Origin of the sequence: Azotobacter salinestris (assembly GCF_009363155.1) — a bacterium.
In the GTDB taxonomy this organism is placed as follows: domain Bacteria; phylum Pseudomonadota; class Gammaproteobacteria; order Pseudomonadales; family Pseudomonadaceae; genus Azotobacter; species Azotobacter salinestris.
Genome location: NZ_CP045302.1, coordinates 4,425,001 through 4,440,244 on the forward strand (window position 1 = coordinate 4,425,001; position 15,244 = coordinate 4,440,244).

General features: G+C 63.4%; 14 protein-coding genes and 2 rRNA genes (1 of these 16 cut by a window edge). 4 read left to right on the forward strand and 12 right to left on the reverse strand.

Features of this window, described 5'->3' with window-relative positions; all coding sequences use genetic code 11:
• Nucleotides 1-847, forward strand: a 23S ribosomal RNA gene (locus GCU53_RS20800) (it extends 2,045 nt beyond the left edge of the window).
• A 156-nt stretch (nucleotides 848-1,003) separates the two neighbouring features.
• Nucleotides 1,004-1,119, forward strand: a 5S ribosomal RNA gene (rrf, locus tag GCU53_RS20805).
• Between the two features lie 363 nt (nucleotides 1,120-1,482).
• Here the strand turns inward: rrf and gloA are convergent.
• From gloA to metG, 10 genes are all read right to left on the reverse strand, one after another.
• Entirely contained in the window at nucleotides 1,483-1,872 is a 390-nt protein-coding gene (gene gloA / locus GCU53_RS20810; protein ID WP_152389276.1) for a lactoylglutathione lyase, read from the reverse strand.
• A 283-nt stretch (nucleotides 1,873-2,155) separates the two neighbouring features.
• Nucleotides 2,156-2,335 carry a PA3496 family putative envelope integrity protein gene (locus tag GCU53_RS20815; protein ID WP_152389277.1) on the reverse strand — a complete coding sequence of 60 codons (180 nt, stop codon included), beginning with the start codon at nucleotides 2,333-2,335 and terminating at the stop codon, nucleotides 2,156-2,158.
• A 105-nt stretch (nucleotides 2,336-2,440) separates the two neighbouring features.
• Nucleotides 2,441-3,079, reverse strand: coding sequence for an endonuclease III (gene nth, locus GCU53_RS20820; RefSeq protein ID WP_152389278.1), 639 nt, complete (start codon nucleotides 3,077-3,079; stop codon nucleotides 2,441-2,443).
• 23 nt (nucleotides 3,080-3,102) lie between these two features.
• Nucleotides 3,103-3,816, reverse strand: coding sequence for an electron transport complex subunit E (locus tag GCU53_RS20825; RefSeq protein ID WP_152389279.1), 714 nt, complete (start codon nucleotides 3,814-3,816; stop codon nucleotides 3,103-3,105).
• A complete protein-coding gene (rsxG, locus tag GCU53_RS20830; protein ID WP_167520093.1) occupies nucleotides 3,813-4,466 on the reverse strand; it encodes an electron transport complex subunit RsxG in 654 nt (217 codons plus the stop codon). Before rsxG ends, GCU53_RS20825 begins: the two co-directional genes overlap by 4 nt.
• A gap of 3 nt (nucleotides 4,467-4,469) precedes the next feature.
• The gene (locus GCU53_RS20835) at nucleotides 4,470-5,501 is read right to left on the reverse strand and encodes an RnfABCDGE type electron transport complex subunit D (RefSeq protein ID WP_152389280.1); all 1,032 of its coding nucleotides are present in this window, start codon (nucleotides 5,499-5,501) and stop codon (nucleotides 4,470-4,472) included.
• Between the two features lie 78 nt (nucleotides 5,502-5,579).
• Nucleotides 5,580-7,655 carry an electron transport complex subunit RsxC gene (rsxC, locus tag GCU53_RS20840; protein WP_152389281.1) on the reverse strand — a complete coding sequence of 692 codons (2,076 nt, stop codon included), beginning with the start codon at nucleotides 7,653-7,655 and terminating at the stop codon, nucleotides 5,580-5,582.
• Nucleotides 7,652-8,215, reverse strand: coding sequence for an electron transport complex subunit RsxB (gene rsxB, locus GCU53_RS20845; RefSeq protein ID WP_152389282.1), 564 nt, complete (start codon nucleotides 8,213-8,215; stop codon nucleotides 7,652-7,654). The genes rsxC and rsxB overlap by 4 nt, the downstream gene beginning before the upstream one ends.
• Nucleotides 8,212-8,796, reverse strand: a complete 585-nt coding sequence (rsxA, locus tag GCU53_RS20850; RefSeq protein WP_152389283.1) for an electron transport complex subunit RsxA — start codon at nucleotides 8,794-8,796, stop codon at nucleotides 8,212-8,214. The genes rsxB and rsxA overlap by 4 nt, the downstream gene beginning before the upstream one ends.
• Nucleotides 8,797-8,954: 158 nt before the next feature.
• Entirely contained in the window at nucleotides 8,955-11,000 is a 2,046-nt protein-coding gene (metG, locus tag GCU53_RS20855) for a methionine--tRNA ligase (protein ID WP_152389284.1), read from the reverse strand.
• 197 nt (nucleotides 11,001-11,197) lie between these two features.
• Between metG and apbC the strand changes: the two genes are divergently transcribed.
• Both apbC and GCU53_RS20865 read left to right on the forward strand, forming a co-directional pair.
• Nucleotides 11,198-12,292 (forward strand): iron-sulfur cluster carrier protein ApbC, encoded by a 1,095-nt coding sequence (gene apbC / locus GCU53_RS20860; protein ID WP_152389285.1) that lies wholly within the window; start codon nucleotides 11,198-11,200, stop codon nucleotides 12,290-12,292.
• Nucleotides 12,293-12,357: 65 nt separating this feature from the next.
• On the forward strand, nucleotides 12,358-12,876 hold the full coding sequence (locus tag GCU53_RS20865; RefSeq protein ID WP_152389286.1) for a sterol desaturase family protein: 519 nt from the start codon (nucleotides 12,358-12,360) through the stop codon (nucleotides 12,874-12,876).
• On the opposite strand, the gene GCU53_RS20870 is transcribed toward GCU53_RS20865, so the two are convergent.
• On the reverse strand, nucleotides 12,794-13,756 hold the full coding sequence (locus GCU53_RS20870; protein ID WP_152389287.1) for a phytoene/squalene synthase family protein: 963 nt from the start codon (nucleotides 13,754-13,756) through the stop codon (nucleotides 12,794-12,796). The two genes, GCU53_RS20865 and GCU53_RS20870, sit on opposite strands and share 83 nt — an antisense overlap.
• Nucleotides 13,753-15,243 (reverse strand): phytoene desaturase, encoded by a 1,491-nt coding sequence (locus GCU53_RS20875; RefSeq protein WP_152389288.1) that lies wholly within the window; start codon nucleotides 15,241-15,243, stop codon nucleotides 13,753-13,755. Before GCU53_RS20875 ends, GCU53_RS20870 begins: the two co-directional genes overlap by 4 nt.
• Between the last annotated feature and the right edge of the window lies 1 nt (nucleotide 15,244).

The window sequence follows — 15,244 nt, forward strand, 5'->3', positions numbered from 1 at the left end:
AAAGACCCCGTGAACCTTTACTGTAGCTTTGCACTGGACTTTGAGCCTGCTTGTGTAGGATAGGTGGGAGGCTTTGAAGTGGGGACGCCAGTTCCCATGGAGCCATCCTTGAAATACCACCCTGGCATGCTTGAGGTTCTAACTCTGGTCCGTCATCCGGATCGAGGACAGTGTATGGTGGGCAGTTTGACTGGGGCGGTCTCCTCCCAAAGAGTAACGGAGGAGTACGAAGGTGCGCTCAGACCGGTCGGAAATCGGTCGCAGAGTATAAAGGCAAAAGCGCGCTTGACTGCGAGACAGACACGTCGAGCAGGTACGAAAGTAGGTCTTAGTGATCCGGTGGTTCTGTATGGAAGGGCCATCGCTCAACGGATAAAAGGTACTCCGGGGATAACAGGCTGATACCGCCCAAGAGTTCATATCGACGGCGGTGTTTGGCACCTCGATGTCGGCTCATCACATCCTGGGGCTGAAGCCGGTCCCAAGGGTATGGCTGTTCGCCATTTAAAGTGGTACGCGAGCTGGGTTTAGAACGTCGTGAGACAGTTCGGTCCCTATCTGCCGTGGACGTTTGAGATTTGAGAGGGGCTGACCTTAGTACGAGAGGACCGGGTTGGACGAACCTCTGGTGTTCCGGTTGTCACGCCAGTGGCACTGCCGGGTAGCTATGTTCGGAAAAGATAACCGCTGAAAGCATCTAAGCGGGAAACTTGCCTCAAGATGAGATCTCACTGGAGCCTCGAGCTCCCTGAAGGGCCGTCGAAGACTACGACGTTGATAGGTGGGGTGTGTAAGCGCTGTGAGGCGTTGAGCTAACCCATACTAATTGCCCGTGAGGCTTGACCATATAACACCCAAACAATCTGCACGCAGCACGCTGCGGCAGCGGGTGGGGTCGAAGCCGACAGAACCGAAGATTCGCCTGAACCGCAAGAGCACCGCGACACCGATATCACATGCCCGATACGGGAGGGCGCCGCACAGCGACCTCCCCACCGAATTGCTTGACGACCATAGAGCGTTGGAACCACCTGATCCCATCCCGAACTCAGCAGTGAAACGACGCATCGCCGATGGTAGTGTGGGGCTTCCCCATGCGAGAGTAGGTCATCGTCAAGCGCCCTTTCCGAACCCCCGAGCCGTCATCCGGCTCGGGGGTTCTTGCTTGCGCGAGCAGCCCTCGCGGCGCGGCCGAACCGTCTTCGGGTTCAGGCCATAGCTTTTGCTCAGCGTCTGAATCAAAGCTTTCGATCGCTGTATTACAGTTCGGATGGCGTAAGTGGCCGTGGCGTAGCCATAAAGTATCTGTCTTATAACGACTCCCTGTAATGGTGAATACCAAGCATGCCACCACACTGCAAGGCCGAACATCTAGAGAAAAAACACACCGTACTCCCCTCTCTGAGCTATGGTGCGGCTTACGTTTGATGCACCGGCATGAATTTTTATACTCCGGCGCAGTTTAGGAATTTCCTTATTTATTCAGGCTTGGCTTTCCTGAATAAGCTCGATTTTGTAGCCATCTGGGTCAGTCACAAACGCAATAATCGTTGTTCCATGTTTCATGGGGCCGGCTTCTCTGATCACATTCCCGCCGTTTCGCTTGATATCTTCGCAAGCCTTATAGGCGTCATTGACAGCAATGGCGATATGTCCGAAGGCGCTGCCCATTTCATATTTATCAACGCCCCAGTTATATGTCAGCTCAATGACAGCATTTTCTTCTTCTTTCCCATATCCAACGAAGGCTAGAGTGAATTTTCCTCCGGGGTAATCATGTTTTCTGAGAAGGCTCATGCCCAAGACCCGAGTGTAGAAATCTATTGACTTTTCAAGATCGGTTACACGGATCATGGTGTGTAGAAGGCGCATGTCTAGTCCTTATATGGATGGGATGCTCAGAGAAAATTTTAGGAAGAAGTAGCCCAAAGAGGCAAATCATAGCCATGGCATTCGATACCTTGGCTAATAGCCGATCATGCTCTTGAAGCTGTAGAAGGGATAGGGAGGAGGCAAAGGGCCCTTTTCGTGTAAGGCCGCCTCTGCCTCACCGGGTAGGAATTAAGGAATACAGGGCTTTCAGGAGCGGATCAATCTGAAGCACATGGCTGAAAGCAAGCTCACTCCCAAAGAGTACCAAGTTTAGAGGCTGAGCTCATATATCAAAGTCGTAGTCGGCAAGGTCTTTTTGCAGGCGGCGTTCTTCAAGGTAGTTATCTATGATTCGGCGCTTGGTCAGGTTGGTCTTGGCTGCTTCAACTTCGGCTCCAGCGTCATCTGCTTCTTCAGCGACGAAGTCATCATCCAGTTCAATATCGGCTTTATCGGTGGCCATATTGTTCACTCCAGGCTACGGGCGCTATGGCGCTTCTTATAGCGGCAAAGCCTGAGAGGGTAAAAAAGATTTTTTCAATTGATCCGGCACATTTGAAATGAAAGGCTAATCGTTAGATGTCTTGTGTTTGTACTCGCACAGGTCTTCGATGCGGCAGCTGCCGCATAGCGGCTTGCGAGCCTTGCACACATAGCGGCCATGCAGGATCAGCCAATGATGGGCGTCCAGGAGATACTCCTTGGGCACCAGTTTGACCAGTTTGCGCTCGACCTCCAGTACATTCTTGCCTGGCGCAATGTGGGTACGATTGCTTACCCGAAAGATGTGCGTATCCACCGCCATGGTGAAGTGCCCGAAGGCCGTGTTGAGCACCACATTGGCTGTCTTGCGGCCGACTCCGGGCAGCGCCTCCAGCGCTTCTCGATTGTCCGGAACCTGGCTGTTGTGCTTCTCGATGAGGAGGCGACAAGTCTCGATGATGTTTTTGGCCTTGCTATTGAACAGGCCGATACTCTTGATGTACTCGCTCAGCTCCGCAACTCCCAAGGCGAGTATGGCTTCTGGGGTGTTGGCCACTGGAAAGAGCTTGGCAGTAGCCTTGTTTACCCCGACGTCGGTAGCTTGAGCAGAGAGAATCACCGCGATTAGCAGCTCGAACGGCGTGCTGTAGACCAGTTCTGTGGTAGGGCTTGGGTTGTCTTCCTGGAAGCGGCGAAAGATCTCCCGACGTTTGGCTGCGTTCATGAGTAGTGGATTTCAGGTTGGATTTACTCGATCACCCCGGTAACCCGTACCCGACGGCTGGGGGCGGGAGCGTGTGGTTGCATGGCCTTGGCCCGCTCGGCGCGATGTTCATCGATCCGGTTCTTCAGTGCAATGAGAAGGCCGAGGACGATAAAGGCCCCGGGCGGCAATATGGCCAGCAGAAATCCCTTGTAGTCGTCGACCAGCACGATATGCCACTCGGTTGCTGCGGAGCCAAACAACAGATGCATGTTGGCAAATAATCCGCCAGTGCCGAACAGCTCGCGCAGTCCGCCCAGCATGACCAGCACTGCGGCAAAACCTAGCCCCATCATCAATCCGTCGAAACCGGCCAGCAGGGGAGAATGCTTGGCAGCGAAGCCGTCGGCGCGACCGAGTATCACGCAATTGGTCGTAATCAATGGAATGAAGATGCCGAGGATCTGGTAGAGCTCGTAGGTGAAGGCCTGCATCAGAAGTTCGATGCAGGTGGTCAGCGCAGCGATGATCATCACAAAGACCGGCAAACGTACAGCAGTATTTACCACTCTGCGCACCAGCGATACGGCCACGTTCGAGCAGCCCAGCACCAGCACCGTGGCCAGTCCGAGCCCCAGGGCATTGACGGTCGAGTTGCTTACACCGAGCAAAGGACAAAGTCCGAGCAGCTGAACCAGCGCCGGATTGTTCTTCCAGAGCCCGTTGAAGCTCAGTTCACGATAGCTCGGATTGCTCATGGTTTATTCCCCTGCCGCTCGACGAGCTGTGCGTTCAGAAGTGCCGCCTTGTTGGCCTGGAAATACTGCAAGGCCTGGTGAACTGCCTTGACCACGGCCCGCGGCGTGACGGTGGCTCCGGCGAACTGATCGAAAGCTCCGCCGTCCTTCTTCACAGCCCATCCGGAGTCATCCGGATTTCCAAGGGATTTACCCTTGAAGCCGAGAATCCAAGGATCCTTGGCCAGTTCGATGCGATCTCCCAGTCCAGGTGTTTCCCGGTGGCCAATGATCCGTACTCCAGCCAGTCGCCCATCGGCCAGGACACCGATCAGCAGATGGATAGCTCCACTGTAGCCGTCGGGAGCCGTGGCTCGGAAGATCACTGCAGTGGTCTGTCCATACTTGCGGGCGAGATGGGCCGGCTGCGGCCCGCGATGGCCGAGCAACGGCTCGTTGAGCAAGGCGGTATTGGCGAGTAGATCGTTATCGTAGCTGCCGCTCGGGAGAATCTCGCCCAAGGCACGAACCTGAGCCTGGCGCTCAGCGGCCTGGATCCGGTCGGCCGTACCCTGTTGGAGCAGGGTGACACCACCGACCGTAACTACTGCAAACAGCCCCAATACCAGAGCATTCTTCAACATCGAGCGACCGATTTCAGGCGCGGGCATGGTTCAGTCTCCCACCTTGAAGCCGCGCTCCGCCTTGCGATGCCCATAGGTGCGCGGACGGCTGAAATAGTCGATGGTCGGTGCAGCCAGGTTCATCAACAGCACGGCGAAGGCCACCGCATCCGGATAACCGCCCCAGGTGCGAATCACGTAGACCAGGATGCCGACGCCGATTCCGAAAATCAGCCGCCCTTGGTTACTGGTCGCGCCGCTTACCGGGTCGGTGACGATAAAGAAGGCGCCCAGCATGGTCGCACCGCTCAGCAGGTGAAACAGTGGCGAGCCGTTGGAGTCGGAGCCCGAGCCGTTCCAGAACAGCAGGCTCATGACGAACAGCGCACCGAGCATGCCGAGCGGCGCGTGCCAGCCGAACAGGCGACGCCGGAGCAGGAACAGTCCGCCGGCGAGGAAGGCCAGGTTGACCCATTCTGCTCCCCGGCCCCCCAGGTTGCCGAATGCCGGATTTTGCGCCCGGAGTTCGTCCATCGTCAGGCTTCGATTGGTTTTCAGTGTATCCAAGGCCGTGGCCTGACTCCAGCCATCGGGCAGGGCAGCGATGCCGAGGATCTGCTGGAGACCATCGGCCAGCCCGACGACATGGGGAGCCGGCCAGGCGGTCATCTCCACCGGGAAGGAGATCAGTACCACCACATAGCCAACCATTGCCGGGTTGAAGGGATTTTGCCCCAGCCCGCCATAGACGTGCTTGCCGAACAGAATGGCGAAGCTGCAGGCCGTCAGGGTCAGCCACCAAGGCGAGTAGGGCGGAAGGGCCAGGGCCAGCAGCACGGCCGTGACCACAGCGCTGCAGTCGTTGAGAAAGAAGCCGACAGGGCGTTGCCGGAGGTGCAGAACGGCCGCCTCGAGACCGAGCGCTACGGCACTTCCCCAGAGCAGATTGACCAAGGTGCCGAAGCCATACAGCCAGGTCAGCACCAGCAGACCGGGCAGGGTGGCGACCAGCACCTGCTGCATGACCTGGCGGGTACGGTTGCTGCCCGTGGCATGGGGCGAAGTGATGCGAGGCAGGGCCATTGGCGCTCCGTTGTGTACTTGCCTGGGGGCGCGGCTATCAGGCTAACTGGTTGATTGCCAGAAACGGCCGCTGCCGGGTTATTCGCTTTGGTGTTCCGCCAGCCGGCGTTCGGCTTCCGCCAGGCGCGTCCGGGCCGACTCCAAGGCGGGTGGATCGACCGCCTCGTTGCGCTCCAGCTTGCGCAGATCGGCGAGTGCGAACGCGAGTTCGGTCTTCAAGGCTCGCAACTTCTCATCCATGGGGCGCTTTTCCGTGCGCACCACTTGTGGTGCGGGCTTGTCCGAAGCCTCCTCGGCGGCATGCAGGGCGCGCTCGGCCCCGGCCAGGGCCTCGTGCAGGCGCGTCAGTTCGCTGTCGTCTGCACCGCCTTTCTCGGCCTTTTTCAGTTCGGCACGCTTCATCGCCAGTTCGATCTTGGCTTTCTTCAGGGCAGCATCGTCGCTCGCCGGCGGTGCCGCCGGAGCAGCGGCCACGGCGGCCTCAAGGGCTTTCTGGGCCGCCTTGGCCGCGGCACGCAGCTCGGCGACTTGGGCTTCCAGCTCTGGCGCGGCGTGGGCAGCGAGCTGCTTCTCGGCCTTTCTCAGGGCGACTTGGGCCATGCTCGCCTCGATCTTCAGCTTCTTCTGAAGGTCGGAAAGCCCGGCCGGCTGGCCGGCAGGCGGGACTTCCTGATGGGGCACCGAGGTGCTCTCCGCCTGTACCGCCTTGGCCCGCGCGGCCTTTTCGGCACGGGCCTGGCGTTCGGCCTCCTTCTGCTCCTCGGCCTTGCGCAGACGCTCCTGGCGCAGCTCGAAGCGCTGCCGGGCATTCTCGGCCTTGTGATGCTTCTGCTCCAGCTCGCGGATTTCCGCCTTGGCCGCGCGGTAGTACTGTACCAGCGGCAATGTGGAGGGGCAGACATAGGCGCAGGCACCGCATTCGATGCAGTCGAACAGGTTGTATGCCTTGAGCTGTTCATGCTCCTGACCGAGGGCGAAGAAATGCAGTTGCTGCGGCAGCAGGCTGGCCGGACAGACATCGGAACAGGCGCCACAGCGGATGCACGGCAGTGCCGGTGGTGGAGGCGGTAGCTCGCTGCGGGTCGGCGCCAGCAGGCAGTTGCCGGTCTTGATCAGCGGTGCGTCGAGCGAGGGCAGGGTGAAGCCCATCATCGGACCGCCCATGATCAGTCGGTCCATGCGTTCCTCGTCCAGCCCGGCGAAGGCCAGCAGCTCGCCCACCGGCGTGCCGAGCAGGGCCTCGACGTTCATCGGCCGCGCCAGGGCTTCGCCGGTCAGGGTGACGATGCGCGAGATCAGCGGTCGTCCCTTGAGCACCGCATCATGGATGGCGACACAGGTGCCGACGTTCTGGCAGATCATGCCGATGTCCGCCGGCAGGCCGCCGCTCGGCACCTGCAGGCCGGTGAGGATTTCGATCAGCTGTCTCTCACCTCCGGACGGGTATTTGGTCGGCAACACCCGCAGACCGAATGGTTGCTCGCCGAGGGCGGCGCGCACCGCGGCGCTCGCCTCGGGCTTGTTGTCCTCGATGCCGATCAGCACCTGCTCGGGCTCGATCAGCCGCACGAGGATCTCGATGCCGACGACCAGCTCGGTAGCTCTCTCGCGCATCAGCCGGTCGTCGGCGGTGATATAGGGCTCGCATTCGGCACCATTGATGACCAGCGTGTGGATCTTCCGCTGCGAACGGGCCGCCAGCTTTACCGCCGTGGGAAAGCCGGCACCGCCCAGGCCGCTGATACCAGCCTGGCGGATCTTCTCCAGCAGGGCCGCAGGCTCCAGGCTGCGGTAGTCGATGCAGGGCTCCAGTGCAGTCCACTCGTCCAGGCCGTCGCTGTCGATGACGATGGCCGGAGCGAGCATCCCGGAAGCGTGGGGATAGGGCTGCAGACCGATGAAGCTCACCGTGCCGGAGGTCGGCGCATGCAGCGGCGCGCCGACCCGTCCGCTGGCGGCGGCGATCGGCTGGCCCTTGAGGACCCGCTCGCCGACCGTGACGATCGGCTCGGCTGGGGCGCCGATGTGCTGTCCGAGCGGCAGGATCAGGCGCGCGGGCAACGGCGCCGTCTGGATCGGCGTACGGTTGGAAAGCTCCTTGCGCTCCGGCGGATGGATGCCACCGTGGAACTCCCAGAGTTTCATCTCGCTCATGCTACCCGCTCCCGATCGCTGGCGATCAGTCGGCCAGGGGGCAGGGGCATATCCCATTTCCAGTTCTGCAGCGTGCCGGCGACCGGCAGCATCTCGATGCAATCCACCGGGCAGGGCTCGACACAGAGGTCGCAGCCGGTACATTCGGCGGCAATCACCGTGTGCATGTGCTTGGCAGCGCCGACGATGGCATCCACCGGGCAGGCCTGCAGGCACTTGGTACAGCCGATGCATTCCGCTTCGCGGATGTGGGCGACCATCTGCGGTTTTTCGCCCTCGGCGGCATCCAGCGGTTCGGGCTCGAGGTCCAGCAGCTCGGCCAGGGCCTGGATGGTCGCCTCGCCACCGGGCGGACACTTGTTGATCTTGTCGCCGGCAGCAATGGCCTCGGCGTAGGGCTTGCAGCCGGGATAGCCGCACTGGCCGCACTGGGTCTGCGGCAGCAGGGCGTTGATCTGCTCGGCGATGGGGTTGCCCTCGACGCGAAAGCGAACCGCCGCATAGCCGAGGATGGCGCCGCAGACCAGACACAACAGGAGCAGGGCGAGAACTGCAGTCATGGCTTGATCAATCCGGAAAAGCCCATGAAGGCCAGTGACATCAGCCCGGCAGTGACCATGCCGATGGCCGCGCCCTTGAACGGGCCGGGCACGTCGGCGATGGCGATGCGCTCGCGCAGGGCGGCGAACAGCACCAGCACCAGAGAGAAGCCGAGTCCGGCACCGAAACCGTTGATGCTGGCTTGGAGAAAACCGAAGCCGGTCCTGTTGGCGTTGAGCAGGGCCACGCCGAGGACGATGCAGTTGGTGGTGATCAGCGGCAGGAAGATGCCCAGCACGCGGTAGAGCAGCGGGCTGGTCTTGTTCACCAGCATCTCGGTGAACTGCACCACCACGGCGATCACCAGGATGAAGCCGATGGTGCGCAGATATTCGAGATCCAGCGGCTTGAGCACGTACTGCTGCAGCAGGTAGCTGCACATAGACGCCAGGGTCAGCACGAAGGTGGTGGCCAGGGCGAGGCCGATGGCGGTTTCGATCCGCTTCGACACGCCCATGAACGGGCAGAGGCCGAGGAACTGCACCAGCACAAAGTTGTTGACCAGGATGGCGCCAACCAGGATCAGGACGAGTTCGGTCATCGCGGGGGCACCGTCAGGCGGGCAGAAAGCGGAGGAGAAAGAGTGTCCATTATCCGGGAAGGCGCCAGGGCGGACAACCGTGAAGGCCGTCCGGAAAGGATTTCAGGGAGCGGCCAAGGGAGGAGAAGCACAGCTGGCTTCTCCTCCCCCGGCAGGCCTCAGTGCACGCGCTGACCGGGCTTGGCGCCGGCGTCCGGACTGAGCAGGAAGATCTCGCTGCCGCCGGGGCCGGCGGCCAGCACCATGCCTTCGGACATGCCGAACTTCATCTTGCGCGGCGCCAGGTTGGCCACGTACAGGGTGAGGCGGCCTTCCAGCTTGCTCGGATCCGGGTAGGCGCTCTTGATGCCGGAGAACACGTTGCGCTTGGCATCGCCGATGTCCAGGGTCAGGCGCAGCAGCTTGTCGGCGCCCTCGACGAACTCGCACTTCTCGATCAGGGCGATGCGCAGGTCGACGGCGGCGAAGGCGTCGAAGTTGATTTCCGCGGCCAGCGGCTCCTTGACCAGCTCGCCGTTGCCGGTCGGGGCGGCAGCTTCGGTGCTCTGGGCGGCGAGGTCTTCCTTGGAGGCTTCGATCATGGCATCAATCTTCGCGGGTTCGATACGGGTCATCAGGGGCGTGAAGGGGTTGAGCGGGTGGTTGGCCAGACGCAGCACATGGTCCTGCCAGGAGAGCGGGGCGACGTTGAGGAAGCCCTCGGCGGCGGCGGCCAGGTTGGGCAGCACGGGCTTCAGGAAGATCACCAACTGGCGGAACAGGTTGATGCCGAAGGCGCAGATCTCCTGCACTTCGGCCTGCTTGCCTTCCTGCTTGTTCAGCGCCCAGGGTGCCTTGTCGGCAATCCAGGCGTTGGCGCGGTCGGCCAGGGCCATGATCTCGCGCATGGCGCGGCCGAAGTCGCGCTGCTCGTAGGCCTCGGCAATGGCCGGGGCGGCGGCCTGGAAGGCCTCCCACAGCTCCGGCTCGGGGTTGGCATCGACTATCACGCCGCCGTTGCCCTTGTGGATGAAGCCGGCGCAGCGGCTGGCGATATTGACCACCTTGCCGACCAGATCGGAGTTGACCTTCTGCACGAAGTCCTCGAGGTTGAGGTCCAGATCGTCCACGCCGCGCGACAGCTTGCTGGCGTAGTAGTAGCGCAGGTACTCGGGGTTCAGGTGATCCAGGTAGGTGCGTGCCTTGATGAAGGTGCCGCGCGACTTGGACATCTTCTGGCCGTTGACGGTCAGGTAGCCGTGCACGTTGACCGCGGTCGGCTTGCGGAAACCCGCGCCCTCCAGCATCGCCGGCCAGAACAGGGTGTGGAAGTTGACGATGTCCTTGCCGATGAAATGGTACAGCTCGGCGCTGGAGTCCTTGCGCCAGAAGGCGTCGAAGTCCAGCTCCGGGCGGCGTGCGCAGAGGTTCTTGAAGCTGGCCATGTAGCCGATCGGCGCATCCAGCCAGACGTAGAAGTACTTGCCCGGCTCGTCGGGGATCTCGAAGCCGAAGTAGGGCGCGTCGCGGGAGATGTCCCACTCCTGCAGGCCGCCGTCCAGCCATTCGGCGATCTTGTTGGCCACCGCGTCCTGCAGGGTGCCGCTGCGGGTCCACTCCTTGAGCATCGCCTCGAAGTCGGGGAGCTTGAAGAAGAAGTGCTTGGAGTCCTTGAGCACCGGGGTGGCGCCGGAGATTGCCGAGCGCGGGTCCTTCAATTCGGTCGGCTCGTAGGTGGCGCCGCACTTCTCGCAGTTGTCGCCGTACTGGTCCTCGGCACCGCACTTCGGACAGGTGCCCTTGATGAAGCGGTCGGCGAGGAACATGCCCTTGTCCGGGTCGAAGTACTGGGTCACCGAGCGGGTGGCGATGTGCCCGGCGTCGTGCAGGCGGGTGTAGATCAGGCTGGCCAGCTCGCGGTTTTCTTCCGCATGGGTCGAATGGAAGTTGTCGAAATCGACGAGGAAATCGGCGAAGTCGGCGCTGTGCTCGGCCTGCACGTAGGCGATCAGCTGTTCCGGGGTGATGCCTTCCTTCTCGGCGCGCAGCATGATCGCCGAGCCGTGGGCGTCGTCGGCGCAGACGTACACGCACTGGTTGCCGCGCTGCTTCTGGAAGCGCACCCAGATGTCGGTCTGGATGTACTCGAGCATGTGGCCCAGGTGGATCGAGCCGTTGGCATAGGGCAGGGCGCTGGTGACGAGGATCTGGCGAGCTTCGGACATGGTCTGTGCGATCGGGATTGCGGAAGGAAAGTCCGCGAGTGTAAAGCCGCGGCGGTTTTTTTTCATCCGCAGGGGGCGCCTGTGCAGAGGCCGGCGGAGATGCCTCTTCCACGGCGGTTGACGCCTGCGCATGGCGATCGGGCCGGGCTCGGCTATCATGGCCATCTGTTTTAGTCGGTTTTTCTCGGGAGTAGCCCATGTCCGTCACTCGCGAAGCGGTGGAAACCGCGCTGCGTCAGTACCTCGACCCCCATCTCAAGCAGGACCCGGTCAGCGCCGGCTGCGTCCGCGACATCGCCATCCAGGATGGCCAGGTCAGCGTGCGCTTGGAGCTCGGCTATGCTGCCGGGCTGTTCAAGGACGGCTGGGCACAGCTGCTCGAGGCCGGCCTGAGGAATCTCGACGGCGTGCGCGAGGCTCGGGTGCAGGTGGATTGCGTGATCGCCCCGCACAAGGCGCTGGAGCAGGTGCAGGGCCTGCATGGAGTGAAGAACGTCATCGCCGTGGCCTCCGGCAAGGGCGGGGTGGGCAAGTCCACCACTGCCGCCAACCTGGCCCTGGCCCTGGCCCGCGAGGGCGCGCGGGTCGGCATGCTGGATGCGGACATCTACGGTCCCAGCCAGGGCATCATGTTCGGCATTCCCGAGGGCACCCGCCCGCAGGTCCGCGACCAGAAGGCCTTCGTCCCGCTGCAGGCCCACGGCGTGCAGCTGATGTCCATGGCCTTCCTCACCGACGACAACACGCCCATGGTCTGGCGCGGCCCCATGGTTTCCGGTGCGCTCCTGCAACTGGCCACCCAGACCGACTGGGATAACCTCGACTACCTGGTGGTGGACATGCCGCCCGGAACCGGCGACATCCAGCTGACCCTGGCGCAGAAGGTGCCGGTGGCCGGCGCGGTGATCGTCACCACGCCGCAGGACCTGGCTCTGCTGGACGCCAGGAAGGGCGTGGAGATGTTCCGCAAGGTGAACATCCCGGTGCTCGGTGTGGTGGAGAACATGGCCGTGCATATCTGCTCCAACTGCGGGCATGCCGAACACCTGTTCGGCGAGGGTGGCGGCGAGAGGCTGGCAGCCCGGTACAACGTCGAGCTGCTCGCGTCCCTGCCGCTGTCCATGGAGATCCGCAGCCAGGCCGATGCCGGCCGGCCGACGGTGATCGCCGACCCGGACAGCCCGGTCAGCCTGATCTACCAGCAGATGGCCCGCACCGTCGGCGCGCGCATCGCCCAGAGCGGGCAGATCGTCGCCCAGTCGATGCCGAAGATCGTGATCAGCGAGGATTGAAGTCCGGGGTTGTCCGCAGCCGGCGTCTTCTAGACTGAGGGCACCTCCACTGCCGAAGGTCCGCCATGCGCCTGCTGCTCGACACCCTCATCGTGCTCGCCACCGTCGCCGTGATGGAGGCGGTGGCCTGGGCCTCGCACAAGTACGTGATGCACGGCTGGGGCTGGGGCTGGCACCGCTCGCACCACGAGCCACGCCACGGCCCGTTCGAGAAGAACGATCTCTATGCGCTGGTATTCGCCGGCCTTGCCATCCTGCTGATCGCCCTGGGCACCGCCGGCCTCTGGCCGCTGCAGTGGATCGGCGCCGGCATGACCCTCTACGGTCTTCTCTACTTCCTCGCCCACGACGGCCTGGTGCACCGACGCTGGGGGCTGCGCTACGTGCCGCGCAAGGGCTATCTCAAGCGGCTTTACCAGGCGCACCGGCTGCACCATGCGGTGCCGGGGCGTGACGGCTGCGTCTCCTTCGGCTTCCTGTATGCGCCCAGGCTGGACATCCTCAGGGCGCAGCTGCGACGCCTGCATGGCGGGTCGCTGCAGGGCGCCGCGACCGGGTCCACAGGCCCGCGGGCCGCGGACTAGGCCTGCCGAGGCGCGAGACCAGCGCCTGCAAGCCGCCGACGAAGGCCAGACGCAGCTTGTCCGTCCTGCTCGTGGCCAGGCGCGAGTCCCAGGCAGCGGAGCCGGCCGCCTTCACCCTGATGCCGATCTGCCGATAGACCGCCCAGGCCGTGGCGACGGCCCAGGCCGAGCGTGGCGGCAGAGTCGCCAATCCGCCGAGCGCCGAGGCGTAGTAGGGCTCGGCTGCATTCACCAGGCGACCGGCCAGTCGTGCCAGCGCCGGGCGGTGCCGGGGGGCGCTCAGCGCCTCGGGCGGTATGCCGGCTTCGTCCAGCCACTGCGCCGGCAGGTAGAGGCGGCCGCTGGCGTGGTCGTCGAGGATGTCACGGGCGATGTTGGTCAGCTGGAGGGCCAGGCCTAGGTCGCAGGCGCGATCCAGGATGTCCTCGTCGCGCACGCCCATGACCAGCGCCATCATCACGCCGACCACCCCGGCGACGTGGTAGCAGTAGTCCAGGGTGTCGGCGAAGCTGTGGTAGCGCCGGCCCTCCACGTCCATGCGAAAGCCGGCCAGGTGATCGAGCGGGTAGCGCTCGGGAATGCCGTGCCGGCGGACCACCTCCTGCAGCGCGGCGAAGGCGGGGCTGGCGGGGGGCTCGCCGGCGCAGACGCGGCGGGTCGCCTCCTCGAGCTGGGCGAGACAGGCCGGATCGGCGCCGGGCAGTCCGTTGCCGAAGCCGTGGGACTGGCCGTCGATCACATCGTCACAATGCCGGCACCAGGCATAGAGCAGCACCGTGCTGCGCCGGGTCGATGCATCGAACAGCCGGGCGGCGGCGGCGAAGCTCTTCGAGCCTGCGGCGATGCTCCGGCTGGCGTGTTCGAGTAGGGCGTCGCTCATCCAGTCAGCTCCTCGATCATCAATCCTGCAGTGGCCTTGGCCGAGCCGACTACCCCGGGCAGGCCGGCGCCCGGGTGGGTGCCGGCGCCGACGATGTAGAGGTTGGCGATCTCGTCGTCGCGGTTGTGCGGACGGAACCAGGCGCTCTGGATCAAGGTGGGTTCCAGGGAAAAGGCCGAGCCCAGGTGGGCATTCAGCTCGTCGCGAAAATCCAGCGGGGTGAAGGTGCGGCAGGTCACCAGATCCTGGCGCAGGTCCGGGATGTAGTGGCGTTCCAGGTAGGCGAGGATGCGGTCGCGGTAGCGCGGCCCTTGCTGCGTCCAGTCGATGGCGGCGCGCCCCAGATGCGGCACCGGCGCCAGCACATAGAAGCCGGAGCAGCCCGGGGGTGCCAGCGAGGGATCGGTGACGCAGGGCGCGTGCAGATAGAGGGAGAAGTCCTCGGGCAGGGCCGTGCCCTTGAAGATTTCCTCGATAAGGCCGCGATAGCGCGGGCCGAAGCACACCGTGTGATGCTGCAGATGTGCGTGCTGGCGCTTCAGGCCGAAGTAGACGACGAACAGCGACATGCTGAAGCGCTTGCCCGCGAGCCGCCGGCCCTCCCGGCGGCCGCGCTCGTGCTGGCCGAGCAGTTCGCGGTAGGTGTGCACGACGTCGGCGTTGGAGGCGACGGCATCGGCCGCGAAACGCCGGCCATCGGCGCAGATCGCCGCGTTCAGGCGCTTGCCCTCGGCGGCCAGGTGCGCCACCGGCGCGTTCAGCTCCAGTCGCCCGCCGAGTTCCTCGAACAGTTGCACCATGGCGCGCACCAGGGCGCCGGTGCCCCCGCGGGGGAACCACACGCCCCAGCGCCGCTCGAGGGCGTGGATCAGCGCATAGATCGAGGAGGTGGCGAAGGGATTGCCGCCGACCAGCAGCGAATGGAAGGAGAAGGCCTGACGCAGCTGGTCGTCCGCGATGAAGGACGACACCATCCCGTATACGCTGCGCCAGGCCCGCAGCCGGACCAGCTGCGGCGCGGCCATGACCATGCGCTCGAAGGTCAGGAAGGGCACGCTGCCGAGCTTCAGGTAACCGGCTTCGAATACCGCCCGGGAGTAATCGAGAAAGCGCCGGTAGCCGTCGACGTCCGCCGGATTGCGCGCCCGGATCTGGCTGTCCAGCAGGGCCTGGTCGTTGACGTAGTCGAAGCGGCTGCCGTCCTCCCAGCACAGCCGGTAGAAGGGGCTGACCGGCAGCAGCTCGACGTAGTCGGCCAGGCGCCGGCCGCTCAAGGTAAATAACTCCTCCAGCGCCGAGGGATCGGTGATCACCGTGGGACCGGCATCGAAGACGAAGCCCTGGTCCTCGTAGACGTAGGCGCGGCCGCCCGGCTTGTCGCGCTTCTCCAGGAGCGTGGTCTGGATCCCGGCGGCCTGCAGTCGGATGGCCAGAGCCAGGCCGCCGAAGCCGGCGCCGATCACCACGGCGTGTTTCCCCGTGCTCATT